A 25,406-nucleotide genomic window follows, 5' to 3' on the forward strand; every position below is an offset into this window, starting at 1 on the left:
TCGGGCGCACGCCTTGCAGGACGCAACACAACATTCGTTTCAGTGGCGGAGCCAGGTGCCGGCCAAGCCCTGCTGTTCGAAGCCGGGTTTCGAGTAGTCGCAGACGCCGTCGGCGAATATCGCTTGTAGCCGGTCCCACTGCTCGTCGGTGAAGTCCACGTCGTAGTCGGCCGGATCGGGGTCTTTGCGCTGGCATTTGATGATGTCAGCCGCGACGCTCTCCCCAGCGACCTCGCGTGGGAACGACGCCGACGGATACAGCTGCTCGCATTCGCTGGCCGGATCGCGATTCAGGTCCTGGGCGATGAACATCGGGTCGTTGTCGCGGGTGTTGCATCCCTCGATCAGCTCGGCGGGCCGCGCGTCGGCGATCTTGTCGATCTGATCTCGATCGGAGTGGTCCGCGGCGAGGTTGCGCAGCCAGGTGTCCATCTGAGTGACGCCGTGCCGCAACAACGGGCTGTTGGTGCTGAATCCGCCGTATCGGCGGTCTTCGAGCAGGCTGACATGGTTCACCGCGGTCCCGTTGGCTTTCTCCAGGCGCTCGCGCATAGAGAAGGTGTGATAGCGCACGTGGATGTCGCCCGTGGGGATCTCGTCCTGGTAGGCGCGGTAATCGATGATCGGCGTCTCGGCCAGCCCGCCGCCGCCATTGGTCAACCGCCCGGTCTGATACGCGGCCCGGGCGGCGTCGAGGTCGGCCACGGTGCGTTCGGCGCGGATGTTGGCGTCGTTGTCGAACCCGCCGACGTGTTCGTTGAGGTCGAGGAACTGCTCGACACTGATCACGCCGTCGTTCAGCGCGGCTAGGCCGTACTGGATGCCCTCGTTGTCGAGCGGACGGCGGGCGAACCCGGTCTCGGGATCGGTGCCGTAGACGTTGACGGTGTGATCATGAACGCCGCAGCGGACACCATCCGGGTTGTTCTGCGGGTGGTAGCGCAGCCCAGCCGGGACAATCGAGCAGAACGAGGTCGGGGAGATCCGTCGCGCTCCGTTGGCCACATTCGGGGCGGTGGCGTAGGTGACGAACCCAGTGACCGCGCGTTGTTGCTCCTCGGTCCACTCCACTGCCGCTCCGGTGAAGTAGGTGTCGAGTAGCCACGCATCGGTGATGAAGTTGACCGTGCCGAACCCGACCTCGGGAAACGACTGCCCCACCACGATCCCGTCGAAGATGCCCGGGTAGTTGTCCGAGATCTGATGCCCCTGATACGACCCACCGGATGCGCCGAACCCGATCACGTGGTCGATCGGGCCGTAGGCCTCGACGAAGCGTTCCTTGACCATCATCGCCGACTCCGCCGCCGTCAGGTCCGAACAGTTCACCCCGAACACGTTCAACGACGACGACATCAGCGCATAACCCTCACCCAGCATGAACGCGTTGGTCACCCCGCCGGTGCGGTTACCCTGCCGATACCACCCATTCGTGCAGCCACCACCGAGAGTGAAGATCGCCGCACCGTTCCACCCCGCCGGGCGGGATGTGAAGTCCGGTTCCGGCTCACCCAGCGGGTCGTGCAGGATGCTGGTCTGATAGATCGCCCGGTTCAGCGTGCCGGTCTCCATCCGCACGATGAACGGCACCTCGGCACCGTCCCGCGTCGTCGTTGTCGCCAGATTCTCCGGGTACGACGACGCCCCGTCCGGCCACACGCTGAATCCACCGCTGGCCGTCCGGTAGAAATAGTCCACCCGCGTCTCTATCGAGCAGTCCTCATCCAGCGGTTCGCCGAGGTCCCCACCCAGCACCGGCATAGTGAAAGCTTGCGTCTCACACGCGAACGGCTGCTGATGCGGCCCCGAGAACACCGGCCCCTCAACCGGGTGATTCACCAACGTCAGCGCCGCCGACGGACGGCTTCGTCCCTTCACCTGGACGAGGAGCTCGTTCTCCCCATCCTCCAGGTCGGTGACCAGCCCGGTCATGGTCCTCGCGGCTCGATCGACATCGAAGGCACCGGTGATGTCACGGCCGTCGACGGTGATGCTCACCGTCTGGTATGGCACCTGACGCGGCAGCTCCACCTGTACCAAGGCGTCCCCACCAGTCACCATGTCCGACCGCCCGGACAGCGTGTTGACCTCGATCTCCGGCGGCGTCGCCGGTATCAGTGCCGGTGGGTCCGCGGCGCCCGCCGGTCCCGACCCGAGAAGCAACGGGACGACGAGAGTCAGCGGAACGAGTGCTTTGAGGGTGCGGTTTCGCCCGAAGCGGGGGTGCGACATCACTTCTCCTCTGCGGTAGCGGCGACCCAGGCCCCAGACGGCCCGGACTCGTGGAACATCGCGCCGGATACGTTCAGAAACTCAGACCGAACACCCAGCCGGCGAAGGTGTACATCACGACCAGGACGAGGATGAGGCCGATGATGTTCAGCCAGAACCCGGCCCGCACCATCTGGCCGATCTTGACGTAGCCGGACCCGAACGCGATCGCGTTCGGCGGGGTCGCCACCGGCAGCATGAACGCCAGCGTCGCCGCCAGCGCCGTGGGAATGACCAGCATCATCACATCGGCGTTCATCCCGATGGCGACGCCGCCCATGATCGGCAGGAATGCGGCGGCCGTCGCCGTGTTGCTGGTCAGCTCGGTCAGCAGCAGAACCACGAGCGTCACGACGAGGATCAGCACCCAGATCGGCACCCCGTCCAGAACACCGACCCGCTCGCCGATCCAGGCCGACAGCCCCGTCTCACCGAACTGACGAGACAGGCTCAACCCGCCGCCGAACAGCAGCAGGATGCCCCACGGCAATTTGACGGCGGTCTCCCAGTCCAATGCCCGGACGCCCCGGCGGCCGTCGACTGGGATCAAGAACAGCGCCACCGCGAGCGCCATGGCGATACCGGCATCGGAGATGTTGTCCAGCCACGGCGCCGTCTCGATAACGGTGTCGTTGTCCGCCAGCAGCGGAACGAAGACCCACGCCAGTGCGGCCGAGGCGAAGACGAGCAGGACGGTCCACTCGCCCCGGGACATCGGACCGAGCTTGCGCAACTCGCCACGGATCAATTCGCGGCCACCGGCCAGTTCCTTGATCTTGGGCGGGTAGATGAATCTGGTCAGCACGAGCCAGGTGATGACGAGGAACACCACCGCGAGCGGAACACCCACGGCCATCCACTGACCGAAGCCGATGGTGATGCCGTGGTTCTCCGACAGGTACCCCCGCATCAACGCGTTCGGCGGCGTGCCGATCAGAGTCGAGACCGAGCCGATCGATGCCGCGTAGGCGATACCGAGCATCAGGGCGGTCGAGAAGTTGGTGTCCTCCTCGCCACGACGTACCTGCGCCACCAATGTGAGCACCGACAGCCCGATCGGCAGCATCATGATCGTCGTCGCCGTGTTCGACACCCACATCGTGATGAACCCGGTGGCGATCATGAAACCGGCGATCAGCATGACGGGGCTCGTGCCGACGGCCGCGACCACCACCAACGCGATCCGCCGGTGCAGGTTCCACCGCTGCATGGCCAGGCCGAGCATGAACCCGCCCATGAACAAGAAGATGATGTCGTTGGCGTACGGGCTGGCCGCATCCGAGATCTCGGCGACCCCGAGGAACGGGAACAGCACCAGCGGCAGCAGCGCGGTGGCGGGGATCGGAATCGCCTCGGTCATCCACCAGGCGGCCATCAACACCGCGATGGCGGCAGTCGTCTTGCCCTCGTCGCCAAGCGTGTCGGGCAGCAACAAGTAAACAGCGGCCGCGGCTACAACCCCCGCGACGAGGCCGATCCGTTTGCGCCTGCTGTACGTCTCCTCGACGGCCTCGGCCGGACCCGACCCCGGTGGCCGGCCGTCTTGGTGTTCCACAGTCCTCGTCGACACGGGCACACTCCTTGCGGAAGGTGAACGGCGGGACGAGCCGGATACGCACACGTTTCCGCGAGATGTCCGGATCGTTGCCCCTGGCGCCTGTGATCCTGGCCACTCCACACGGTGCCGGACAAGATCAACGCCGGAAACTTCGGATTCCCTTGACATTCGCGGCCGAACCGACTTCAGCGATCCCATATGCTTCGGCCCGTGCGCAACCGCCGCGTCAGCCGCAGGTCAGCCTTGCTCGGGCTGGCCGGTGTTGTGCTCGGTGGATCGACGCCGGCTCTGCTGAGCGCATGCACCAGGGAAGCGACACTCAGCATTACGGAGATCCGGCTGGCTACCGGCCCGGCAGGTGCGGTCTACCGGCGAATCGGCGGCGGCCTGGCCGACATCCTCGACCGGCGCTACCCGTCCGCCACGGTGACGGCTGTGCCCAGTCATGCCTCCACGGACAACATCCGCATGCTCCTGGAGGACGAAGTCCACCTCGGCCTGGCGAACCTCGACGCGGCCGTCGGACTCGACGCAGAGCCACCGGCCGGCATCGCCGCCCTTTGCCGGCTCTACGACAGCCACCTCCATCTCGCTGTACTCGCCGATTCCCCGATCCGCACAGTTGGCGATCTGGAAGGTCGCCGGGTGTCGTACGGAGCCGAAGACTCCGGCACCGACTTCACGTCGCGGCGGCTCATCGACCTCACCGGCATCGGCCTCCGCCCGGTCTGGCTCGACCAGGCGGAATCGGCACGCGCGCTGGCGGCTCGCGACATCGATGCGACCTTCTCGCTCACCGGCGTCCCGACCCCCGCGATCAGCGACCTCGCCGAGCGGCGGCCGATCCGGCTGATCCCCATGCCTCAGGAGGCCGACGCGCTCGCCGACGCCTACCCGGGCCCGTACTTCCCGGCAACGATCCCGGCCACCGCCTACCACGACGTCCCGGCCTGCCCGACGCTCGCGATCCCTAACGTCCTGCTTGCCCGGACCGACCTGCCGGTGGACGTGGCGAAGGCGGTCACCGAAGCGGTCTTCACCGAGGCTCCCGCGATCGCCTCCGACGTGCCGGAGGCCACCCAGATCAACGTCCGCACCGGTATCGCCACCGGCCCCATCCCGCTGCATCCCGGCGCGGCCGAGTGGTTCCGAGACCAAAAGCGCTGACCTTCCCATGATCATTGACGGTTGACCACCGGATTCGGTGGTCAACCGTCAATGATCATGGGGCACTGCGGGGAGACGTACGACGACGGCCAGGCCCGCGCCGCCGCTATCGTTGTGCATCCCCGCCTCCAGCCGAAGCTCTCCGCCGGCCGCCTCCACGAGCTCGGCGCAAATCGCGAGTCCAAGCCCGGTACCCACGGTGTTCTGATGCTTCGGCGCTCTCCAGAAGCGGCCGAGCGCCGCGGCTCGTTCCTCCGGGTCGAGTCCGGTGCCGTCGTCGCTCACTCGCAACTCCACGACCTCGGCGGCGGTCGCGCTCATGTGCACGGTACTGCCGTCTGAGAGGCGGAGGGCGTTGCTGACCAGCTCGTCGAGCACGCTGCCCAAACCGCCCGGCGGTTCGAGCAAGACCATCCCCGTCGGGACCTCGATCTGGATGTCGAGACCGGCCGAGTCGGCCAGCGCGCGCCAGCGCTCAACGCGGGTCTCGAGTACCAGATCGAGTTCAACCGGTTCCGCCCGGCGAAAGCTCTCCAGCCTGGTCGCGGCCAGCAACGCGTTGAGCATCCGGTTCATGCCCTTCGCCTCGTCAATGGCGATGGAGTGCGCATCCAGCGCGGCGTCGCCGCGCAAGAACGGCCGCAGGTTCTCGACCGCCAGCCGCAAGCTGGTCAGCGGGTTGCGCAGCTGGTGCGACGCGTCGGAGACGAAGGCACGCTGCCGGTGCGCGGAACGCTCCACGGCTTCGATCATCGAATTGAACGAGACTGCCAGCCGGCGCAGTTCGGGCGGGCCGTCGCTGACGTTGGCGCGCGCCGACAGGTCGCCGTCCGCGATGGCTGCCGTCGCCTCGTCGAGCTCCCGGACCGGACGCAGCACCCAGCGTGAGACCGGCCAGGCCACCGCCAGCAGCAATACCGTCGGGATGACGCCCAGCAGCGCCAGCCGTCCCCACCGCGAGAGCACCGTCGCCCCGAGCCCGTCGATCGACCAGACCGTGACGATGACACCCACCACCTCGCTGTCCCTGCCCACGGGCTCGGCCAGCACAAGCGGCCCGTCGGACCAGGGCCAGAGCACAGTGGGCGGCTCGGGGCGGTAGCCGGCGAGCGCCTGAATCAGGACCCCCTGCACCTCCGGCGTACCCACCCAGGGTGGGGAGGCACCGGAATCCGAGCTGAGCACCACCTCGCCGCCGGGATCGAGCAGTGCCACGGGGGTCTGGTAGAGCTCGCCATAACGTTCCAGTTCCATCTGCAGCGCTTCGACCCGGCCGGTGGACAGGGCCGTCTCCGCCAGGGAGGCGAAGCGGCCGACGTCGTTCAGCCGATCGACGTACATGTCCTGGGTCTCCCCCTGCGCGACCGTCGTCGCCAGCGGCACCCCGAGCGCACCAGCCAGCAAGATCGCCAACGGGATCAGGACGATGAGCAGCCGGCGCAGCATGTCTCCCCGCTACTCCGGCTCGCCGGCCAGGCGGTAGCCGACGCCGCGTACCGTGCTGATCAGTACGGCGGTGCCGAGCTTCCCGCGCAAGGCCGCGATGTGCGTATCCAGGGTGCGCGACGACGCCTCCCAGGTAGCGGCCCACACCTGATCGAGAATCTTCTCCCGCGTCACTACCGCCGGAGCATGCGCGGCGAGAAGGGCGAGCACATCGAATTCCTTACGGGTCAGGACCAGCTGGGTCTCCCCCCAGCGTCGCTTCGCGGGCAGCGATGTTGATCGACAACGGACCGATGTCCAGCGATGGCGGGCCGTCACCCGCGGCCGACCGGGCGACCCGGGTGCGGCGCAGCACAGCGTCGATCCGGGCCAGCAACTCGGCGATACCGAAAGGCTTCACCACGTAGTCGTCCGCGCCGGTGCGCAGGCCGCGCACACGTTCGTATTCCTCAGCCCGTGCTGTGACCGCGATGACCGCCGTTTCGGGGCGTTCCCGCAGCGCACGCAGCACATCGATGCCATCGGCATCAGGCAACCCGAGATCGAGCAGCACGAGGTCGGCCGGCGGCGAGCTGAGCGCCGCGGCTGCCGTCGAGACCCGGGTCACGTCGAATGACGCGTTGCGTAGCGCGGTGACCAGTCCCCGCGCCACGCGGTCGTCGTCCTCGACCACCAGGATCCGCATGAGCAGTCATCGTATGGCCGCGCCGGACGGCGTCGTACCCGGGCCGAGCGTGAGCGGCACCGCGACGGGCACGGCGAACGCATCCCGGCACGGCATCGGGCCGGGACACTAGACTCGAAACCCATGAGACTGACGAAGTACGAGCACTCCTGTGTCCTCATCGAGGACGGTGACGCTCGCGTCTTGATCGACCCGGGCAACTTCTCCAGCGGCTTCGAATCCCTGACCGGTCTGAGTGCCGTGCTGATCACCCACCAGCACCCCGACCACGTCGATCTCGAACGTCTGCCCAACCTGCTCGCGAAGAACCCGGACGCACAGGTTTACACCGACACCGGCACCGCGGAGGTGCTGGCTGGGGCGGGCATCGAAGCCACTGCCGTGCGAGCCGGCGACCACCTTGATCTGGGTGTGGGTGTGGACGTGCACGGCGAGCAGCATGCCGTCATCCACCCCGAGATTCCGATCGTGCCCAACGTCGGTTACCTGGTTGGCGGGCGTTTCTTCCATCCCGGCGACTCGTTCACGCCGCCGGAGGTAGAAATCGAGATCCTCGGCATGCCGACGTCGGCTCCGTGGCAGAAACTCTCCGAGGCCATCGACTTCTTGCGCGCCGTGCAGCCCAGTACCGCCGTCCCGATTCACGAGGCCCTGCTCGCCCGGCCTCAGATGTACTACGGCCATTTCCAGCGACTCGGCCCCGATGGCATGGAACTGCGCACCGTCGAGCCCGGAGACACGGTCAAGCTTTGACTTACGACGACGGCTCTCCCCGTCCACGCCGCCCGATACTCAGCGGCGGCCTTCCTGATATGCCGGGCGATCCCGACCCAGCCGACCGGATCGCGCTCGCGCATGCGACGGCCGCTGCAGTGCTGCACGCCGGCCGATCCGACGACGCCGCGTCCGGCACGACGGAGCGGCTGGTCAACCTGGCCGACCGGATCGGCCTGGACGAACTCGCCGAACTGTGGCGGGAATCCGGGCCGGGCACGTTGCCGGGCACGTTGTGGTCGCTGTATTTGCTCCGCAGCTGGGTTCATCGCAACGGCGAGGAGATCTCCCGGCTCTTCACCGCCGGGCACCGGTACGCCGAGGTCTCTTCCGCCGTGGCCGGCCTGCCTGAACCGCCTGGGCCGCGCGAGGTAGCGCACCTGGGCGACGCCATCTTGACCAGGGCCTTCGACGGCGACTTCGCCATCGCGCTGGAACGGGCCGCGGCATTCTGCCGGGTCGTCGCCACCGGGCGAGCCCACCTCGCCGACGATGCTCAGCACGACGAGGGCCAGCGCCAGACCCGGCTGGCGCGTGGCAACCAGCGTATGGCCGAGGAACTCGAACAGGCCGCGCATCTATGGCGCAAGAACGAACTCCACTGACCCTCCTTCAAATGATCATGTTCGGTGGGTTTTCTCGTACCTCAACAGGACTCCAGCCATGGTGACGCCCGAGAAGTCCTAGGGATATGGACCCGCGGCCGCTGTCGAGAACCCGGCGGAGTCCCACCACGCGCATGGAGCGGGCACTGACGATTTCGGAATAGATGCCGTGGTCGGGTAGTTTCGAATACGGCGACAGCCTTCGGGCCCTCGCTGGGCGTCGGGCCGCGGTAACCCCGGGTCCCACTTAACAGCCGCTACGAGCGGCCTTTGCGCCGAGAGGCGTTCCCGGCCCGACGTCCGTAACACCCCACTTCACACCGGCCACCTCGGCAGGGCGTCAGGCCCAGCCCAGCTCGTGCAGGCGATCGTCGTCGATGCCGAAATGGTGAGCTATCTCATGAACGACGGTGATCAGCACCTCTTCGACCACGTCGTCATACGTCTCACAAACGCTCAGGATCGGCCCGCGAAACAGCCTGATGGTGTCCGGCAGCACGCCGCCATAGTCGCCGCGTTCGGTGAGCGGAGTCCCCTCGTAGAGCCCTAGCAGGCCCGGCGAATCATCAGGAGCGTCGTCCTCGACCAAGATCACGACGTTGTCCATGACCTCGACCAGTTCCGGCGGAATACCGTCCAGTGCATCCGCCACCAACGCCTCGAACTGAGCTTCGGTCACCTCGAGCACGCGGCCAATTCACCCCCACCGGGTATCCGGACGCCGCAGCATGACACTTCGGCAGGTTCCCGACCTGCAGTGATGTGAAGCGGCGATTGATGTGTTACCAACGTTACCGTGGGAGTGTCCACCGAAGAGCCGACGCATTCGCCCCTGGAGCGGCGCTCCTGGACCCGTCGCGCCCGAGATCTGCGGTCCAGGCTCGAGCCACACTGGCGGCAGCCGCCGCTACCGCCGAGGTTACGGCGATTCATCCCGATCCTGGCGACCATCTTTCTCGCATTCGGCGGGGCCTGGGTGGCACTGGCCCTCGCCGGGACTTCGCAGGGCCTCGTAGGGCCGCTCGTCGTGGACGCCTCGGTACAGCCCTCGCTGGCCGGGGAATCCGTCGTCCGAGTCGACCCGATCGGCACGCTGGTCGTCGATTCTCACCGGGCCCCCATCTCCGTGCATGTAAGCGTCCGCGCGGTCCATGAGCAGGGCATTCAAGACATCGTTGACGACCCCATGTCGCTCGTTGAACTCGACGATCGACTCGTTGCCGACCTGCAAAGGGTGATCATCGATGCGGGCATCCGGGCTGCCGTCGTCGGCGTGATCGGAGCTGCGCTCGCCGCCGGCCTGGTGTTGCGGTCGGTAAGGCGGGCCTTGCTGGCTGCCGCGATCGCCGTCGCCGGAATCGGCGGCTCTTACGGGCTCGCCGCTCTCACCTTCAACGCCGAGGCGGTCCGCACGCCGACCTACACCGGCTTGTTCGAAGCAGCGCCGCAGCTCGTCGGCAACGCCGAGGAGATCGCCGCCAATTTCGATGTCTACGCCGAGCAGCTCGCCGGCATCGTGACCAACGTCGGCGCTCTCTACGACGCAACTGTGTCATTGCCCACATTCACCCCCGCCGACGAGGCCATCCGGGTTCTCCACGTTGCCGACTTGCACCTCAACCCGGCGGCCTGGGGAATCATCGATTCGGTCGCCCAGCAGTACGACGTCGACGTGATCGTCGACGCCGGCGACATCGCCGACCACGGCACGCCCCTCGAGAACAACTACGTGCGTCCGATCGGCACCCTCGGGCGGCCCTACGTATTCGTGAAAGGGAACCACGACTCCGTGGCCACCGTCGCTGCCATCGAGGCCCAACCCAACTCGATCGTGCTGGATTACGAACCGGTTGAAGTTGCCGGCATCCGCTTCTTCGGGGCTCCCGACCCTCGCTTCACCCCAGATCAGACGACCAGGGGGACGGCCGGCGAAGACATCCTCCGGGGCACGCAGGAGCTAGCTGAGGCAGCCCGGGAACTGGACCCGATGCCGGACATCCTCGTCTACCACGACCCTTCCCACGCCCAGCTTCTGGACGGCACGGCACCTCTAGTGCTGGCCGGGCATGGGCATCGCCGCGACACGTACGTGATGGACGAGGGCACGCGGGTCATGATGCAGGGTTCCACCGGGGGCGCCGGGCTCCGCGCCCTGCAAGGCGAGGAGCCCACCCCGGTGATGCTCAGCGTGCTGTATCTCGATCCGGAGACGAAACGGCTCATCGCATGGGACGACATCACACTGGGCGGCCTAGGGCTGACAACCGCTCAGATCGAGCGCCATCAAGCCGCCCACGAAGAGGGTGGCGCGGCCGAGACCCCCGCCCCAACTCCCGGTTTGGAAAACTGAGGCTCGACGTCCTATGCTTCATGAGTCCCCGACGGCGACGAGCCAAGGGCCAAACCGTCAATGGGAACCAGTCCCCATCGTCTAGCGGCCTAGGACTCCGCCCTTTCAAGGCGGCAACGCGGGTTCGAATCCCGTTGGGGATGCTGGGAGTTCGGCGCAGTATGCATATACTGTGGCGGGCAGTAAGAACAAAGCAAGGTCCTGTGGAGCAGTCTGGAGTGCTCGCCGCCCTGTCAAGGCGGAGGTCGCGGGTTCAAGTCCCGTCAGGACCGCCAGCATCATCGCAGGTCACGGCCATTTTGGCCGTGACCTTTTTCATGCCCGGGCCTCGTTCGCCCTTACGAGCCGGACTCGCCTCGCTGCCTCGTCCAAGGCATGCGGCATGACAGCCATCAAGATGGCCCGATCGTCGGTGACTACGCCGTGGGGCCGAACGTCCTCTCGTGCGTGATCAAAACGGCCGCTCGCTCCTATCGACGGGCGGTGTTACTCCTCCCAGCCTTGGGTGTGCGGGTCCCAAGAGCCTGTGGCGGTGTCGGCGAGTAGTGGGTCAAGGAAGGGCTGGACTGCGATCAGCGCTGTCTCAAGATCGACTGCGTCGAAACCGATTGTTCGGCGAGCCTCGGCGCTATAGCCGCGTTTCCAAAGCGCACCGTCGGGAACGTCGAACGTAGCTGGCAGCGGGAGGTCTCGCCGGGCAGCTTCGTTCACCAGAGCCCGTCGCTGGATATCAGCTTCCACGGTCGCGCGGCGAGTGATTGCCACGAGGTCAACGAGATCCTTGTATCGGGTCGACGGCCTGCCATTGTGTCGCTCAAGGATCGCGCACACCTTGTCAGCAATGTGATCCACCAGAGGGTAGGCCATCCACATCGCTTTCTTACGGTCGACGATATGGGCATCGGTCAAGGGCGGCACCGGTTCCGGTGAGCCGGTCATCACAACGCCGTCGGCAACGATGTCGATCTGGAACGCAGCCCACAGCTTCGCGCCGATGAACGACTGGACCTTGACCCGGGCCCCCTGAGCCCCATTGGCCGTGATCTTCAAGGCGGCACCAACCTCAAAGCGCATCCAATCGCCGATGTCGGCCGCAGCGGCCTCACGGACCTGACGCTCGACGTCGGTGATCGCTCCCGCACGGTAAACGTCGATGTCGACAGTGTGACGAACGGAGAGCCTCCGAGCGAGCAAGGCAGTTGCGCCTTTGATCACCCAAGCATCGTCGACACGATAAAGCCGCTCAACGAGTTGATCATAGGCATACTGACGCTGAAGGTCACCCAGCCGCCACGAGCTTGCAGCCGCCTCGACCTTGAGCTTGTCAGTAACCGCGCGCCTGGCCGCTTCAGGGGTCTTGTAGCGCTGCTCATCGCTGGTCACGTGGTGGCACCTCCTACGCTGCCGTCAGTGGCATCGGAAACGACTTGTTCCAGCCACGTCTCGCGTTCTGGGTCTGCGGTGAGGTCAAGGAGCCAACGAAACAGACCAACGCCGTCACCGCGGCGCAGACCATGCGCAGCCGCGTGCGGAGCAACCGTGCGGGCGACAACGCCGGGATAGTCGTAACCCGCACGCAGAGCATCGGCGACAAGCTCGCCGACAGCTCCAGGATCCTCTTTCTCCGCGAGAAGGTCAGCCGCGATCCGATGGGGCCGCGTGACCGGAAGTCCGCCTACATTCTGCCAATCGCTGTCAGAGAGCACCCGGCGATGAAGCCGTACGTCGTCGCGACGAGTCTGTCTACGGACAGGGAGCGTGAACTCATGGACATCGGCCGGGAGAAGGCCGAGACCGTAGAGCGCAGCCGCAGAACGATGAGAAACGACGCCTTGCTCCCGAGTACGTTCCCATGCTGGGATTGAAGGGCTGAGCTGCAGCCATGCGGCCCGAAGCTCAGAGTGCTCAGGCTCACCAGCACCACGTATTCGGTACACGCTGTGAGCCACGCGCTCAACAGAGCCCGAGCGGACCTGCCGAACAAGCGTTGACCACGCAACGCCGGCGTTCTCGACCTGCCGCTTGGTCACCAGACCCCACTGCTCTTCCGCAATGGACAGCACCGTAGGCCACGAAGCCGAGCTAGACATGTGCTTCACTCTATAGCGAATCCGCCATATTTCGCAGTCGAGACACTCTGCGTCCATGCGTTCTCGTGTGATTCCGCTATATATTGCAGTAGTGCAACGAGGTTAGTTGCCGGCCCAGGGGCCAACACCTGCCTCGGCACGCCGGTTCGCACATGGTCGCCCCGCCGTGTGCTCCATCGACCACCACACCCACGTTCCTGACCAACAACATCGCCTGTTCGAGCGTCGCGCGAGAGCGTCGAGATGGTCCACGAGGGCTTCGAGGTCGCCGTCGAATGGACCGGCGCAACTGTCAAGAGTCATGGACGCCTTGGCGTGGCCAAGCATGCGCTGAACCGCCTTGACGTTGCCGCCTGCGCTGACGGCGAGACTCGCGGCGGTGTGACGGCGTTCGCGCGGGTGGAATCCCTTCGGAACGCCGCCATCTCGGACGGCGCGGTCGAACCAAGGCCGCCACGCTCCAACAACCAGCAGTACCGCGCCTGGTGGCGAGGTGAAGACCGGGTCGTCCGTGCCTTTCTCCACGATCACACCATCCGAGACAAGCCAGAGGCCGGCCCGATCCCAACGATCATGCCGAACGGGTGTAGCCGGAATCGACACCAACCGTCTGGAGTTGCTGCAGATAACCTCTGACGCGTAGCACCGGCAAACGAGACGGAAGAGTCGAAACGATGGCCTATTTCAAGCGGACCGGCGAGTCGACCTTCCAGGCGACCGACCACGTCGGCGGGGCGTGGGACCCCGAGTTCCAGCACATAGCACCCGCCTTCGGCCTGCTAGCCCATGCCGTGGAACTCGACCGTGATCGCCGACGCGGCGACGACCTGGTGATCGGCAGGCTTTCCTACGACATCCTCGGCACCATCCCCATCGACGTCGTCGACATCACGGTCAGGGTCGTCCGGCCCGGCCGGACCATAGAACTCGTCGAGGCGGCCCTCGCTCATGACGGGCGCGACGCCGTTTTGCTGCGGGCCTGGCTTATGCGACCGGGAGACACCGCCGGTATCGAGGGGTCGGCGTTTCCAGCAATCCCACCGCCGGACGCCATGCCGGTGTGGGATCCGTTGACGGTGTGGCAGGGCGGCTTCATTGCCTCCACAGACGTGCGCCGCATCGAGTCGACCCCAGGGCGCGCCGCGTACTGGGTACGGACTCCGCTCGCGCTCATCCACGGCGAGGACGTCAGCCCGCTGGCCAGCGCCGCCGGACTCTTCGACGCCGCCAACGGCATGGCCGTGCGAGTCTCGCCGAACGACGTGGCCTTCCCCAACCTCGACCTCACCGCGCACTTGTTCACCCAGCCCCGCGGCGAATGGATCGGTTTCGACACCACCGTATCCTTCGGACCTACTGGCCTGGGTTTGACCAGCAGCGTCGTCTACGACATCCGGGGGCCGGTCGGTACCGTTTCGCAGATCCTCACCGTGCGCCCGAACTGACGACACCGGGCGCCCCTCACTTGCCGCGGTTGAAACGGATCACCGCCAGTGGGATCGACACCACAAGGATGCCGAGCACCCACAGCAGCGATCGTGTGATGTAGAAGCCGGCGGAGTGGTCCAGCAACGCCTCGCCAGCAGGGCCGAGCGTCAGCGCCCGGACGGCGTCGATCATCACCGTCAGCGGCTGGTGCTCCGCGAACGGCTGGAGCACCCCGGGCAGCGATTCGACGCGGACGTAGGCGCTCGAGACGAACGAGAGGGGGAACACCATGAAAGACAGCCCCTGCGCGCCCTTGGCCGTGCCTGCGAACAGTCCAAGGACGATGAACAGCCAGATGAACGCGAATCCGATGACGACGAGCAGCCCGACAGCGAGGAGCGCGTCGGTGAGGGGGCCGTGGATCCGGAAGCCCACTACGACGCCGATCACGATGCCGGCGAACAGGCTCCAGACAAGCACGCCCGTATCCGCGACGGCCCGGCCGGCCAGGAACGACAGGCGTGAGATCGGCAACGACCGCACGCGGTCGACGAATCCCTCTTCGAGGTCCGCGGCGACCGCTGCGGCAGTGCCCATGCCTGTGAACAGAACGGCGGCGGTGAGGAAGCCGGGCACGAGGAAGTCGACGTAAGAGACGCCCGGGATGTCGATCTCGCCGCCGAACACATACAGGAAGATCAGCATGAACATCGCCGTTGTGGCGGTCCCGGCGATCACCTCTTGCGGCGTCCGGAAGAACCGAGTCAGCGCGCGGCGGGTGATGACGAGGGTGCTGGTAAAAAGGCCGGCAGATGGTGCATCCGGACGGGCCGCGTCGTAAGTGGTTGCGGTGGTACTCATCGGGGATGCTCTCCTGGGGTCGAAGTGGCACCGGTTGAGACAGCAACGCTCTGCCCGGTCAGGGCGAGGAACACCTCGTCGAGCGTCGGGCTGCGCAGAGCGATGTCGTCGAGAATGACCTCGGCCGCCTCGATCGCATGAACAGCCGCGACGAGCCGGTCGGCCCCGTGGTCGACGGGAACGCTCACTCGATGAGTCGAGGCCTCGACCTGTACGTCGCCGTCGTCGAGTTGACTCAGCACCTCGGCGAGACGAGGCAAGTCGGCACGGTGACGGACGTGCGCGTCGATCACGCTGCCACCCACGCGACGCTTGAGCTCGGCAGGTGTGCCGGCGGCGACGACGCGACCCCGGTCGATGATCACGATCAGATCGGCGAGGTGGTCGGCTTCATCTAGATACTGGGTCGTCAGCAGCACATCCGTGCCACTGGCAACGAGTTCACGGGTCGCTTCCCACAATTCGATGCGGCTACGTGGATCGAGCCCGGTCGTCGGTTCGTCGAGCAGGAGCAGCCGCGGCTGTCCGACAAGGCTGGCGCCGAGGTCCAGCCGGCGCCTCATCCCACCGGAATAGGTCCGCACCCGCCGGTCGCCCGCATCCGTCAGGCCGAGTTGCTCCAGCAGCCGGTCCGCGCTGCGCCGAGCCGACCGGCGGTCCTGCCCGTACAGGCGTGCCACCATCTGCAGGTTCTCTCGACCCGTCATCGCCGGCTCCACCGCGGCATATTGGCCGGCCAGGCCGATCGCTCGCCGTACCCGACCCGGGTCGCGGGCGACATCGACGCCAGCGACCCGTAGCCGGCCACTGTCGAGGCGAAGCAGCGTGGCTACAGCACGCACGAACGTGGTTTTGCCCGCGCCGTTGGGGCCGAGCACGGCCGTCACCTGACCGGCCGGGGCGACGAGGTCGAGCCCGCCGAGCGCGGTCGTCTCTCCATAACGTTTGGTGAGGCCTTCGGCCTCGATCATCGCAGTCATCACAGTCCTTGGGTGAGAGCTGGGCATGGCAACCGGCCGGCGCACATCGCCCTGATCAGCCCGTGCCGCCGACGCGTTGCCTGCTCTTCCGTCCGAGCAACACTCCGCCAACGAGAATATTCAAGCTTGAATATACAGTCAAGCTTGAATATCCCGTTGCCTCGAACTGGCAGCTGTTCGCGGACTACTGAGCCGGCTTCGGGCGGGCCCGGATGTGGATACGTTCCCCTTGGGCGCCGAACAAGCTGAGCACCTCGACGGGGCCGGCGCCGGTGGAACCGAACCAGTGGGGTGTGTGGGTATCGAACTCCGCAACCTCACCGGGACCAAGGGTGAGGTCGTGCTCGGCGAGGATGACGCGGAGCCTGCCACTGAGGACATACAGCCATTCGTACCCAGCGTGCGTACGCAGGTAGGGATCACTCTCACTGGCGGGAATAGTCACCTTGTACGCCTGCGGCTCACTGTGATGGCGCGACAGCGGCACGAACACGCGCCCCTCGGCCCTACTGGATCGCAACGGCACACGCGGATCTTGAACCCGCGGCGGGGCAACGATCTCGTCCAGCGGCACCGCCAGCACGGCCGCGATGGGTAGCAGCAGGTCGAGACTGGGCTTGCGCTGGCCGCGCTCCAGCCGGGAGATCGTACTCTTCGAGATACCGGTCTGGGCGCTCAGATCGGCCAGCGAGATGTTCTTCTTCGCACGGATACGCTGCAGCCGGGCCCCGATCTTCTCCAAGCTAGCGGCGATCGCGGGCGTTGCACTCACAGACCCATGCAAACAGAATCGTCCCTGTTTTGGCAACGAATTTCCCGAATACCGCGACATGAGTGACACGGTGATCGCGGAGGTTGAGCCATATGGACAAGACAGCGCAGGACTTGCTGATCAGCAGCCGCAGTCGGGAACGTGCCGCGTTCGGGGCGTTGATCATCGTGCAAGCAACCCTGATCTTCACGATCGCGCTGATCACCGTGCCGCTTCCCCAGATAGGGCGGGAGTTCGATCTGACATCCGCGGAACTGCTGCTGGCGCTGGCCGCGTATGGGCTACCGTTCAGCGGCCTGCTGCTGTTCGGGGGTCGCCTTGCCGATCGATACGGCGGAAGGCACATGTTCACCGTCGGACTTCTCATCTTCGGCTTGGCGTCAGCGATCGCATCGTTGTCGCCCAGCTTTGAAGTCCTCGTCGCCATGAGATTCGCTCAGGGCGTTGGCGGCGCTTTAACGGCGCCGGCCGCTATGGCGGTGCTGCGTTCGCTGTTCCCCGAGCCAGCCGCCTTTGGCCGGGCGATGGCCACCTGGGGCGGGGTATCCGTCCTCGGCGCCGTGATGGGCTTCGTCGTATCAGGAATCGCGACAAACTGGATCTCGTGGCGATGGATGTTCGCCGTCCCCCTGATCGTCGCGCTCATCGGCCTGACGAGCGCGCGCAGCTTGTTGCCGGCCGGCGCGAGTGATCGTGCCGCGCGGCCGGCATTGGACCCGCTGGGCGCCATCCTGGCCACCGTTGGCATTTCGTTGACAAGTCTGGCCCTGATCTTCACCGGCGATCATGCATGGTCGTCGAACACGGTGCGATTTCCGCTTGGGCTTGGCCTCATCCTGCTCGCCATCTTCGTCGTCGTTTTGAGCGTCACGTGCGCGATCCGCTCCTGCCGCCGGGATTCCTAGGTCAGCCACAGCGTTTGTCGGGCCTGACCGGCATGTTCCTCGCCGCAGCAGGCTCAGGAGTCGTCAACTTCGTGCTGGCTATCTATCTGCAACAGGTCCTGGACTGGTCCCCCTTGATGACGGCGATCTCCTTCCTGCCGTTCGCGATCGCGCTGATCGGCGTCGGCCAGGTCGCCGCTCGAATCATCGCAAGGTTCGGCCCCATCGCTGTCACGGCCGCAGGCCTGCTGACCGCTGCGGCGGGGTTGGGGCTGCTCGTCAGGATTGACCACGACACGACCTACGCGTTGGGACTAGTTCCGGGCCTTGTCCTCGTCGCCATCGGCATTGCACTCGCGTTCTCCGGCTCGGCGGTGCTTTCGACCGCCGATGTCCCCCAGCGCCAGGCTGGACTGGCCGGTGGCGTCATGAACACCGCGATGGAGCTGGGCCCGACCGTTGGCCTCGCCGCACTCATGGCCGTGGCCGCAAGCCAAGTGGACCCCGTCGCGGGATACGGCTGGGCGTTCGGCACGGCGGCCGTCGCCTTCGTCGGCGCGGCTTTGCTCATGCTGCTGCCGACCAAGACGCGCCGAGATAGAACACAGGGAGGGGAGCCAGCAGACACAGAAATCCGGCACCGTCAGCCATGACACCATGGTTCGCGACGCCGCCCTGCCAACAGCTCCGCGCCGGGTGCCGGCCGTCAACTGGGAGCCAGGTCCATCCGGAGAAACTCGGTAATACGGAGCAGCCTCGGCGGACGTGCCGCGTCATCAGGCAGGGCGCGCGACGCCTCGGCCTCCCCGACAAGGCGAGGGGCGACGAGCTCCACCTCCCGCCCGGCGACCAGGAGCCGCGCACCGTCGGCCGCCAGCACGTTCCGCACCCAATCCGAGCCCGCCCCATACACCAGCACGAACATGTACCCGCCGTCGATCGGATGTGCATCGAGCGGCGTACGGTACGTCGCTCCAGATGTACGACCGACGTGCGTCAGCACCGGCCATCGCCCGCTCGCGATCGCCCGTGGGTTGAACACCCGCTTGTTCACGTGCCCCCACCACTTCGGCATCGGCATGGCGCTCCCTCCATCTCCTTTGCGCCGGTGTGATGCCCTTAAGCCCAACACGCATTTCGCGCCGCCTATGCACCGGCCGACTTACACCTGTAAGAATGGCCTTACGCCCGTAAGATTGTCAAGAGACTTCCGTTGTGCCTGGCCGGGTAGCGTGACCTTCCGATCCGCTCGACTCTCCACCTGGGCCCGTGTCCAGGCGCAGCAGCCGGTTCCGATACCGACAGGCAAAGGACGCTAGGCCCCTCTCCGCCGACATGGCATCATCGGGGGTGTGACCAGCGATCCTGCTACCGAGCAGCGTCTGCGCGACCTCGCGCGACTGCGCCGCGTTCGCGACCGGATCGACCGGGAGTACGCACAGCCGCTGGACGTCGAGGCGCTCGCCCGTGGCGTGAACATGTCGGCAGGGCATCTCAGCCGTCAGTTCCGGGCAGCGTACGGCGAGTCGCCGTACAGCTACCTCATGACACGGCGGATCGAGCGTGCGATGGCGCTGCTACGGCGCGGCGACCTCAGCGTCACCGAGATCTGTTTCAGCGTCGGTTGCTCGTCGCTGGGGACCTTCAGCACGCGTTTCACCGAATTGGTCGGCATGCCGCCTAGTGCCTACCGGCGCCAGTCGGTGAGCGCGACAGCGGGAATTCCGCCGTGCATCGCCAAACAAGTCACCAGGCCGATCAGGAATCGAGAAGCGCTCACCTCCAGCCGCAGCTAGCGTGACTGGCATGGACATCATCATCAACGCGAGTTTCCTGCCGCATGACGACCCGGACGCCTCGATGGCGTTCTACCGCGACGCACTCGGCTTCGAGGTCCGCAAGGACGTCGGATACGAAGGGATGCGCTGGATCACCGTCGGTCCGCCCGGCCGGCCAGAGATGAACATCGTGCTGACGCCGCCGGCCGCCGATTCCGGCATCACCGACGACGAGCGCCGCACGATCGCCGAAATGATGGCCAAGGGCACGTATGCCGGCATCATGCTGGCCACCTCCGATGTCGACGGCGTCTTCGATCGAGTACAGGCCAGCGGTGCCGAGGTCATGCAAGAGCCCACCGACCAGCCCTGGGGCGCTCGCGACTGCGCGTTCCGTGACCCCGCCGGCAACACGGTCCGCATCCAGCAACTGACCTGAGCCGGCTGAGCCCGCGAAGTCGGCTCTGAATGACAGACCGAGCCGAGAGCCACCAAAAGACGAGCGACCCTAAGATGACCCCATGGTCGAGGTCAAAGGTCTCAGGGGCGAGTCGCTGTTCTTCGACGGAGCGACACTGTGCAAGTTCCGCCACAACGGCAATGACGAGGCGGCACGTAACCCTGTCTCGACGTACCGCGAAGTGCAGGTCAAACACAAGCCGGGAAAGCGCGGGAAAGAAGGTAGGTACGACGTCATCGTTGCGATGTCGTCATTGATGTCTCTATCGATTCCCGAGTCCGAGAAGCCGGCACTCGACGAACTCATCGGCGCGCTCCGAGCGTCGCGCACGGAGTGAGCAACCACGATGAGCCGCCTGCTGCAGCGGTGGCCAAGGAGACACATATGAGCACGCATTCGCCGCACATTGCCGATAGCCACGATCGGATACGTGTACTGGGCGCACGCGAGAACAACCTCCGGGACGTGAGCGTCGAGATTCCGAAACGCCGGCTGACGGTGTTCACCGGCGTCTCGGGCTCCGGCAAGAGCTCGCTGGCATTCGACACGATCGCCGCGGAATCGCAGCGGATGATCAACGAGACCTACAGCGCCTTCCTGCAGGGCTTCATGCCGACTCTCGCCCGGCCAGAGGTCGACTTCCTCGACGGGTTGACCACCGCGATCATCGTCGACCAGGAGCGGATGGCCGCCAATATCCGCTCCACCGTCGGCACCGTAACCGACGCCAACGCCATCCTTCGGGTCCTGTTCAGCAAGCTGGGTGAACCATACATCGGTCCTCCTACCGCCTTCGCGTTCAACGTCCCAGCGCGTAAGGCTAGCGGGGTGATGACGAGCGCCACCGGTGAGAAGACCATCGTGCGCGACGCCATCTACCACGGCGGTATGTGCCCGAACTGCGAAGGTCGAGGCCAGGTCTCCGACCTCGACGTGTCACAACTCCTCGACCAGACCAAATCACTCAACGAGGGCGCGATCCTCATCCCGGGGTACAAGGCCGGCGGGTGGTCGGTGCGGTTCTACACGGAGTCGGGGTACTTCGACCCGGACAAGCCGATCCGCGATTACACCGAGACCGAGCTGCACGACCTGCTGTACCGCGAGGCCGCGAAGATCAAGATCGGCGGCACCAACATGACGTACCAGGGCCTGGTGCCGCAGGTGCAGAAATCATTCCTCTCCAAGGACAGGGAGGCGATGCAACCTCACGTCCGGGCGTTCGTGGATCGGGCCGTTACCTTCAAGGACTGCCCCGACTGCGGCGGCACCCGCCTCAGTGAGTCGGCTCGGTCCTCGAAGATCAACGGGCTGACTATCGCCGACGTGGGGGCCATGCAGATCAACGACCTGGCCGAGTGGGTGCGCAGCCTCGAAGAGCCATCGGTGGCGCCGCTGCTGAGGTCGCTGGGCGGCCTTCTCGACTCGTTTGTGGAACTCGGGCTCGGCTATCTCAGTCTCGAGCGCCCCTCGGGCACCCTCTCAGGCGGTGAGGCGCAGCGCATCAAGCTGCTCAAGCACCTCGGCTCCGCGCTGACCGATGTCACCTACGTGTTCGACGAGCCGACCATCGGGTTGCACCCGCACGACATCCAGCAGATGAACGACCTGCTGCGACGGCTCCGTGACAAGGGCAACACGGTGCTGGTGGTCGAGCACAAGCCGGAGACGATCGCGATCGCCGACCACGTCGTCGATCTCGGACCCGGCGCCGGCACCGAAGGCGGCGTCATCTGCTACGAAGGCACCGTGGAGGGGCTCCGCAAGACCGATACGGTGACCGGCCGGCACCTGGACGACCGAGCCTCTCTGAAGGCGAAGCCGCGCAAGCCCGGCGGAGCGATCGAGGTACGCGGAGCGGACCTCCACAATCTCCAGAACGTCGACGTCGACATCCCACTCGGCGTGCTGGTTGTCGTCACGGGCGTGGCGGGCTCGGGCAAGAGTTCCCTGATCCACGGATCGGTGTCCGGGCGCGACGGCATCGTCACCATCGACCAGAGCGCCATCAAGGGCTCGCGGCGTAGCAACCCGGCTACATACACCGGGATGCTCGAACCGATCCGGAAGGCCTTCGCCAAGGCCAACGGCGTGAAGCCCGCGCTGTTCAGCGCCAACTCCGAGGGCGCGTGCCCAACGTGCAACGGAAACGGCGTCGTCTACACCGAACTCGGGTTCATGGAGACGGTTTCCACGCCGTGCGAAGACTGCGGCGGCAAGCGGTTCGAACCCTCGGTGCTGGAGTACAAACTCGGCGGCAAGGACATCAGCCAAGTGCTCACCATGTCCGTCGCCGAGGCCGAGGCGTTCTTCGGCTCGGGCGAGTCGCGTACCCCGGCGGCACATAAGGTCCTCGACCGGCTCGCCAGTGTCGGGCTCGGCTACCTCACGCTCGGACAGCCGCTCACGACGCTGTCCGGTGGTGAGCGGCAGCGACTCAAACTGGCTGTCCAGATGGGCGAGAACGGAAATGTCTACATCCTCGATGAGCCGACCAACGGCCTCCATCTCGCCGACGTCGAGCAGCTGCTCGGCCTGCTGGACCGGCTCGTCGACTCCGGCAAGTCAGTCATCGTCATCGAACACCACCAGGCTGTCATGGCACACGCCGACTGGATCATCGACCTCGGCCCGGGTGCGGGTCACGACGGCGGCCGGATCGTATTCGAGGGCACACCAGCCGACCTCGTCGCCGCGCAGACCACTCTCACCGGTGAGCACCTCGCGGCCTACGTCGGCACCTGACGCGGGGACGTGGCGTGCGCCGGCCGTTGTCGCTGCCGTGCATGCCTAGGTCGGCAGCAGGACTCCTTCGATGTCACACCCGGGCGGACTGTCTCGTCTCAGTTCCAGAGACGGGTTCCGAAGATCAGAAGGTGATGGTTCATGCGGATCTTCGTGGCAGGCGGGTCCGGAACACTGGGGCGGCGGCTAGTGCCGTTACTCGTCGCACGAGGCCACCAGGTGACGGCTACGACGACGAGCCCCGGCAAGCTGGACTTGCTGCGGCAGATGGGCGCCCACGCGGTCGTCATGAACGGCTTGGACGCGATGTCGGTTGGCGAGACGGTGGCGTCGGCCGGGCCGGACGTGATCGTGCACCAGATGACCGCACTTTCGATGGCGCACGCGGGCAAGCCGGATCTGAAACACCCTGACCGCTGGGCCGCCACCAACAACCGACTCCGCACCGAGGCGACGGATCACCTGCTGGGCGCCGCGGCGGCGACTGGCGTGTCCCACGTGGTAGCGCAGAGCATGGCCAACTGGTACGGCGGCCCCGAGCATGGGCGGGTGATCGAAGCGGATCCATTGCCGCCGGAGGAGGTCGCTCCGAAGATGCGCAAGTCGGTGGAAGCGCTGCGCTACGTGGAAGACAGGGTCGCCAAGGCTAACGGCGTGGTCCTGCGATATGGACCGTTCTACGGGCCCGGCGCCACCGACCATGTCCTCGACCTCGTGCATAGGCGGAAGTTCCCGCTCGTCGGCCGCGGCGCCGGCTATTTCTCCTGGGTGCATATCGACGACGCGGCCAGCGCTACCGTCCTAGCTATGGAGCAGAAGGCGAACGGCGTATTCAACATCGTCGACGACGATCCAGCTCCTGTTGGCGAATGGCTGCTCCATGTGGCCGCGTGTGCGGGAGCGAAGCGGCCGGTGCGCGTGCCAAAGTGGCTGGCCCGACTGCTGGCCGGGGAGATAGCGGTGAAGATGATGACCGATGGGCGCGCATTCTCCAACGCCAAAGCCAAGCGAGAACTCGGCTGGCAGCTGCGTTATCCCTCATGGCGCGAAGGTTTCAAGGAAGAGCTGGCATGACCCGGACCGAGGAGTTCGAAGAGCTGCGACCGATGCTGTTCTCGATCGCCTACCGGATCCTGGGGAGCGTCAGCGAAGCTGAGGACGCCGTCCAGGAGACGTGGCTTCGGTTCGAGACCTCCTCGACGCTGCCCACGTCCACCAAGGCATTCCTCTCCGCCGTCGTGACGCGAATATCCATCGACGTACTGCGATCGGCGCGCTTCCAGCGAGAGAAGTACGTCGGCCAATGGCTCCCCGAGCCACTGCTCGACGACCCCTACGAAGATCCAGAGCGGTCCGCGGAACTAGCCGACTCGGTGTCGATGGCGGCCCTGTTACTGCTCGAGCGGCTCAGCCCGCTCGAACGCGCGGTGTTCGTGCTGCGCGAGGTATTCGGATTCGGCTTTGCCGAGATCGCGTCGGCGGTAGACCGGTCGGAGGCAGCGTGCCGCCAGCTCGCGGTACGGGCGCGCCGCCACATGGACGAGGGGCGCCCTCGATTCGAGGCGGACCGCCGGGAGCGGATGGAGCTGGCCGCACGGTTCTTCGACGCACTACGAGAGGGCGACGTCGACGGCCTTCGCCAACTGCTCGCCGCCGACGTCCAGGCGGTCGGCGACGGCGGCGGCAAAGCCCCGCAGCTGCCCAAGAGCATCGTCGGCGCCGACAACGTGGCCCGGGTTCTCACCTCGGGCTTCGCCCGGCTCGACGAACTCGGAGTGACCTTGGAGCTACGCGAGATGAACGGTCAGCCGGGCGCGATCTTCCGTGATAGGGAGAACAAGGTGATCAACACCATGTCGGTCGACATACTTGACGGGCGGATCCAGATGATCCGCTCGGTGATCAACCCCGACAAGCTCGGCCACATCGGTCCAGTCGGGGACGCTTGGGCACTCGCCCGTCAGGCCAGACAAACGCGCAGATCGACGGGCTAAAACCGCAGAAGCTGCGACGTCTTCAGGCGGTAGACAAGACCCGGCCTGCGCGAGAACGGAACATATTCAGAAGTCGTGGGCGGCCGCGGGCGGATGGGCAGCACCGATCCGGCGCAGATGAATCTGCCGGCTGAGCCGGATCAGCGGACGGATCAGCAGCTCGATACTCCCGGCGAGGAAGCACCACGTGCCGACCGTGGTCCATGCCTCGGAGAAGAACATGATGCTACCGACGATGAACCAGACGGCGATAAGGATGTCGTTGACGATGCTGGCTGCCTCGTAGCGCTGCCGGATGACGAGTTCATCATGGCCGATCCGGATCGACAGCTCCGACTTCTTCTCCTTGTCAGACACGCTCCGAACCTAACCAACGGACGCGTCACCGCGCTCGGCATTCACGACGTACCACATCGCCAACACCGGAGACGGCGCGCTCGAGTGGAGCAACGTGACCACCCGCCAGGCTGCCCGCACGTTGCTGGCCGAGCGGCCGGACATGTCGAGCTGGCGCGCGTCCTGCCTTCGCTGTCGACCACGGAGTCGGGCCAGTCGACT

The 25,406-nt window shown here is 65.9% G+C and carries 25 protein-coding genes, 2 tRNA genes and 2 pseudogenes; 16 read left to right on the top strand and 13 right to left on the bottom strand.

Features of this window, described 5'->3' with window-relative positions:
- Nucleotides 1-39: 39 nt before the first annotated feature.
- Together F7O44_RS26505 and F7O44_RS26510 are read right to left on the bottom strand one after the other, a co-directional pair.
- Nucleotides 40-2,232, bottom strand: coding sequence for a DUF6351 family protein (locus F7O44_RS26505; RefSeq protein WP_222851725.1), 2,193 nt, complete (start codon nt 2,230-2,232; stop codon nt 40-42).
- Nucleotides 2,233-2,305: 73 nt separating this feature from the next.
- Nucleotides 2,306-3,841 (bottom strand): SLC13 family permease, encoded by a 1,536-nt coding sequence (locus tag F7O44_RS26510; RefSeq protein WP_222851726.1) that lies wholly within the window; start codon nt 3,839-3,841, stop codon nt 2,306-2,308.
- 198 nt (nt 3,842-4,039) lie between these two features.
- Between F7O44_RS26510 and F7O44_RS26515 the strand changes: the two genes are divergently transcribed.
- Complete coding sequence (locus F7O44_RS26515; protein WP_222851727.1) at nt 4,040-4,996, top strand: TAXI family TRAP transporter solute-binding subunit; 957 nt, start codon at nt 4,040-4,042, stop codon at nt 4,994-4,996.
- Between the two features lie 48 nt (nt 4,997-5,044).
- On the opposite strand, the gene F7O44_RS26520 is transcribed toward F7O44_RS26515, so the two are convergent.
- Both F7O44_RS26520 and F7O44_RS26525 read right to left on the bottom strand, forming a co-directional pair.
- Nucleotides 5,045-6,442: a HAMP domain-containing sensor histidine kinase gene (locus F7O44_RS26520; protein ID WP_162453346.1), complete on the bottom strand. Its 1,398-nt coding sequence runs from the start codon at nt 6,440-6,442 to the stop codon at nt 5,045-5,047.
- Between the two features lie 9 nt (nt 6,443-6,451).
- Nucleotides 6,452-7,127 (bottom strand): annotated as a pseudogene (locus tag F7O44_RS26525) (response regulator transcription factor).
- Between the two features lie 123 nt (nt 7,128-7,250).
- Between F7O44_RS26525 and F7O44_RS26530 the strand changes: the two are divergent.
- Both F7O44_RS26530 and F7O44_RS26535 read left to right on the top strand, forming a co-directional pair.
- A complete protein-coding gene (locus tag F7O44_RS26530; protein ID WP_162453347.1) occupies nt 7,251-7,880 on the top strand; it encodes an MBL fold metallo-hydrolase in 630 nt (209 codons plus the stop codon).
- Nucleotides 7,877-8,506, top strand: coding sequence for a hypothetical protein (locus tag F7O44_RS26535; protein WP_222851728.1), 630 nt, complete (start codon nt 7,877-7,879; stop codon nt 8,504-8,506). The genes F7O44_RS26530 and F7O44_RS26535 overlap by 4 nt, the downstream gene beginning before the upstream one ends.
- Before the next feature lie 340 nt (nt 8,507-8,846).
- Here the strand turns inward: F7O44_RS26535 and F7O44_RS26540 are convergent, their stop codons facing one another.
- Nucleotides 8,847-9,203 carry a metallopeptidase family protein gene (locus F7O44_RS26540; RefSeq protein ID WP_343073925.1) on the bottom strand — a complete coding sequence of 119 codons (357 nt, stop codon included), beginning with the start codon at nt 9,201-9,203 and terminating at the stop codon, nt 8,847-8,849.
- Nucleotides 9,204-9,302: 99 nt separating this feature from the next.
- Between F7O44_RS26540 and F7O44_RS26545 the strand changes: the two genes are divergently transcribed.
- From F7O44_RS26545 to F7O44_RS26555, 3 genes are all read left to right on the top strand, one after another.
- Entirely contained in the window at nt 9,303-10,856 is a 1,554-nt protein-coding gene (locus F7O44_RS26545) for a metallophosphoesterase (protein ID WP_162453348.1), read from the top strand.
- A 70-nt stretch (nt 10,857-10,926) separates the two neighbouring features.
- Nucleotides 10,927-10,999 (top strand) — tRNA-Glu (locus F7O44_RS26550).
- Nucleotides 11,000-11,053: 54 nt separating this feature from the next.
- Nucleotides 11,054-11,131, top strand: a tRNA-Asp gene (locus tag F7O44_RS26555).
- 211 nt (nt 11,132-11,342) lie between these two features.
- On the opposite strand, the gene F7O44_RS26560 is transcribed toward F7O44_RS26555, so the two are convergent.
- The gene (locus tag F7O44_RS26560) at nt 11,343-12,239 is read right to left on the bottom strand and encodes a nucleotidyl transferase AbiEii/AbiGii toxin family protein (RefSeq protein ID WP_162453349.1); all 897 of its coding nucleotides are present in this window, start codon (nt 12,237-12,239) and stop codon (nt 11,343-11,345) included.
- A gap of 44 nt (nt 12,240-12,283) precedes the next feature.
- On the opposite strand from F7O44_RS26560, the gene F7O44_RS30725 reads away from it, so the two are divergent.
- The gene (locus tag F7O44_RS30725; RefSeq protein WP_246221487.1) at nt 12,284-12,721 is read left to right on the top strand and encodes a hypothetical protein; all 438 of its coding nucleotides are present in this window, start codon (nt 12,284-12,286) and stop codon (nt 12,719-12,721) included.
- A gap of 72 nt (nt 12,722-12,793) precedes the next feature.
- Here the strand turns inward: F7O44_RS30725 and F7O44_RS32380 are convergent.
- Together F7O44_RS32380 and F7O44_RS26570 are read right to left on the bottom strand one after the other, a co-directional pair.
- Nucleotides 12,794-13,003, bottom strand: a pseudogene (locus F7O44_RS32380) (type IV toxin-antitoxin system AbiEi family antitoxin domain-containing protein); the annotation flags it as partial.
- Nucleotides 13,004-13,048: 45 nt separating this feature from the next.
- Nucleotides 13,049-13,471 (bottom strand): tyrosine-type recombinase/integrase, encoded by a 423-nt coding sequence (locus F7O44_RS26570; protein WP_222851730.1) that lies wholly within the window; start codon nt 13,469-13,471, stop codon nt 13,049-13,051.
- 149 nt (nt 13,472-13,620) lie between these two features.
- Between F7O44_RS26570 and F7O44_RS26575 the strand changes: the two genes are divergently transcribed.
- Entirely contained in the window at nt 13,621-14,391 is a 771-nt protein-coding gene (locus F7O44_RS26575; RefSeq protein WP_162453351.1) for a thioesterase family protein, read from the top strand.
- Between the two features lie 16 nt (nt 14,392-14,407).
- Here the strand turns inward: F7O44_RS26575 and F7O44_RS26580 are convergent, their stop codons facing one another.
- From F7O44_RS26580 to F7O44_RS26590, 3 genes are all read right to left on the bottom strand, one after another.
- Entirely contained in the window at nt 14,408-15,235 is an 828-nt protein-coding gene (locus F7O44_RS26580; protein ID WP_162453352.1) for an ABC transporter permease, read from the bottom strand.
- Nucleotides 15,232-16,215 (bottom strand): ATP-binding cassette domain-containing protein, encoded by a 984-nt coding sequence (locus tag F7O44_RS26585; protein ID WP_162453353.1) that lies wholly within the window; start codon nt 16,213-16,215, stop codon nt 15,232-15,234. The genes F7O44_RS26580 and F7O44_RS26585 overlap by 4 nt, the downstream gene beginning before the upstream one ends.
- Nucleotides 16,216-16,399: 184 nt before the next feature.
- The gene (locus F7O44_RS26590) at nt 16,400-16,987 is read right to left on the bottom strand and encodes a helix-turn-helix domain-containing protein (RefSeq protein WP_162453354.1); all 588 of its coding nucleotides are present in this window, start codon (nt 16,985-16,987) and stop codon (nt 16,400-16,402) included.
- A 92-nt stretch (nt 16,988-17,079) separates the two neighbouring features.
- Between F7O44_RS26590 and F7O44_RS29795 the strand changes: the two genes are divergently transcribed.
- Together F7O44_RS29795 and F7O44_RS29800 are read left to right on the top strand one after the other, a co-directional pair.
- A complete protein-coding gene (locus F7O44_RS29795) occupies nt 17,080-17,892 on the top strand; it encodes an MFS transporter (protein ID WP_222851731.1) in 813 nt (270 codons plus the stop codon).
- The gene (locus F7O44_RS29800) at nt 17,859-18,524 is read left to right on the top strand and encodes an MFS transporter (protein ID WP_343073923.1); all 666 of its coding nucleotides are present in this window, start codon (nt 17,859-17,861) and stop codon (nt 18,522-18,524) included. The genes F7O44_RS29795 and F7O44_RS29800 overlap by 34 nt, the downstream gene beginning before the upstream one ends.
- 53 nt (nt 18,525-18,577) lie before the next feature.
- Here F7O44_RS29800 and F7O44_RS26600 read toward each other — a convergent pair whose 3' ends face one another.
- A complete protein-coding gene (locus F7O44_RS26600) occupies nt 18,578-18,952 on the bottom strand; it encodes a nitroreductase family deazaflavin-dependent oxidoreductase (RefSeq protein ID WP_162453355.1) in 375 nt (124 codons plus the stop codon).
- A gap of 271 nt (nt 18,953-19,223) precedes the next feature.
- Here F7O44_RS26600 and F7O44_RS26605 point away from each other — a divergent pair, with 271 nt between their 5' ends.
- The 6 genes from F7O44_RS26605 (at nt 19,224) to F7O44_RS26630 (ending at nt 24,848) form a co-directional block, all read left to right on the top strand.
- Nucleotides 19,224-19,667, top strand: a complete 444-nt coding sequence (locus F7O44_RS26605) for a helix-turn-helix domain-containing protein (protein ID WP_162453356.1) — start codon at nt 19,224-19,226, stop codon at nt 19,665-19,667.
- A 10-nt stretch (nt 19,668-19,677) separates the two neighbouring features.
- On the top strand, nt 19,678-20,088 hold the full coding sequence (locus F7O44_RS26610) for a VOC family protein (RefSeq protein WP_162453357.1): 411 nt from the start codon (nt 19,678-19,680) through the stop codon (nt 20,086-20,088).
- Nucleotides 20,089-20,170: 82 nt separating this feature from the next.
- The gene (locus tag F7O44_RS26615; RefSeq protein WP_162453358.1) at nt 20,171-20,446 is read left to right on the top strand and encodes a hypothetical protein; all 276 of its coding nucleotides are present in this window, start codon (nt 20,171-20,173) and stop codon (nt 20,444-20,446) included.
- Nucleotides 20,447-20,493: 47 nt separating this feature from the next.
- Entirely contained in the window at nt 20,494-22,854 is a 2,361-nt protein-coding gene (locus F7O44_RS26620; RefSeq protein ID WP_162453359.1) for an ATP-binding cassette domain-containing protein, read from the top strand.
- 141 nt (nt 22,855-22,995) lie between these two features.
- Nucleotides 22,996-23,928, top strand: coding sequence for an NAD-dependent epimerase/dehydratase family protein (locus tag F7O44_RS26625; RefSeq protein ID WP_162453360.1), 933 nt, complete (start codon nt 22,996-22,998; stop codon nt 23,926-23,928).
- Nucleotides 23,925-24,848, top strand: a complete 924-nt coding sequence (locus F7O44_RS26630; protein WP_162453361.1) for an RNA polymerase sigma-70 factor — start codon at nt 23,925-23,927, stop codon at nt 24,846-24,848. Before F7O44_RS26625 ends, F7O44_RS26630 begins: the two co-directional genes overlap by 4 nt.
- Before the next feature lie 66 nt (nt 24,849-24,914).
- Here the strand turns inward: F7O44_RS26630 and F7O44_RS26635 are convergent, their stop codons facing one another.
- Entirely contained in the window at nt 24,915-25,205 is a 291-nt protein-coding gene (locus F7O44_RS26635; RefSeq protein ID WP_162453362.1) for a YrhK family protein, read from the bottom strand.
- Nucleotides 25,206-25,406 lie beyond the last annotated feature (201 nt).

This window comes from Phytoactinopolyspora mesophila, assembly GCF_010122465.1.
GTDB lineage: Bacteria > Actinomycetota > Actinomycetes > Jiangellales > Jiangellaceae > Phytoactinopolyspora > Phytoactinopolyspora mesophila.

Coding starts and splice junctions, on each gene's coding strand:
- F7O44_RS26630 (WP_162453361.1), top strand. CDS start 23,925: ATGACCCGGACCGAGGAGTTCGAAGAGCTGCGACCGATGCTGTTCTCG.
- F7O44_RS26520 (WP_162453346.1), bottom strand. CDS start 6,442: ATGCTGCGCCGGCTGCTCATCGTCCTGATCCCGTTGGCGATCTTGCTG.
- F7O44_RS26600 (WP_162453355.1), bottom strand. CDS start 18,952: ATGCCGATGCCGAAGTGGTGGGGGCACGTGAACAAGCGGGTGTTCAAC.
- F7O44_RS26585 (WP_162453353.1), bottom strand. CDS start 16,215: ATGACTGCGATGATCGAGGCCGAAGGCCTCACCAAACGTTATGGAGAG.
- F7O44_RS26530 (WP_162453347.1), top strand. CDS start 7,251: ATGAGACTGACGAAGTACGAGCACTCCTGTGTCCTCATCGAGGACGGT.
- F7O44_RS29795 (WP_222851731.1), top strand. CDS start 17,080: ATGGACAAGACAGCGCAGGACTTGCTGATCAGCAGCCGCAGTCGGGAA.
- F7O44_RS26580 (WP_162453352.1), bottom strand. CDS start 15,235: ATGAGTACCACCGCAACCACTTACGACGCGGCCCGTCCGGATGCACCA.
- F7O44_RS26625 (WP_162453360.1), top strand. CDS start 22,996: ATGCGGATCTTCGTGGCAGGCGGGTCCGGAACACTGGGGCGGCGGCTA.
- F7O44_RS26615 (WP_162453358.1), top strand. CDS start 20,171: ATGGTCGAGGTCAAAGGTCTCAGGGGCGAGTCGCTGTTCTTCGACGGA.
- F7O44_RS26620 (WP_162453359.1), top strand. CDS start 20,494: ATGAGCACGCATTCGCCGCACATTGCCGATAGCCACGATCGGATACGT.
- F7O44_RS26505 (WP_222851725.1), bottom strand. CDS start 2,232: ATGTCGCACCCCCGCTTCGGGCGAAACCGCACCCTCAAAGCACTCGTT.
- F7O44_RS26575 (WP_162453351.1), top strand. CDS start 13,621: ATGGCCTATTTCAAGCGGACCGGCGAGTCGACCTTCCAGGCGACCGAC.
- F7O44_RS26610 (WP_162453357.1), top strand. CDS start 19,678: ATGGACATCATCATCAACGCGAGTTTCCTGCCGCATGACGACCCGGAC.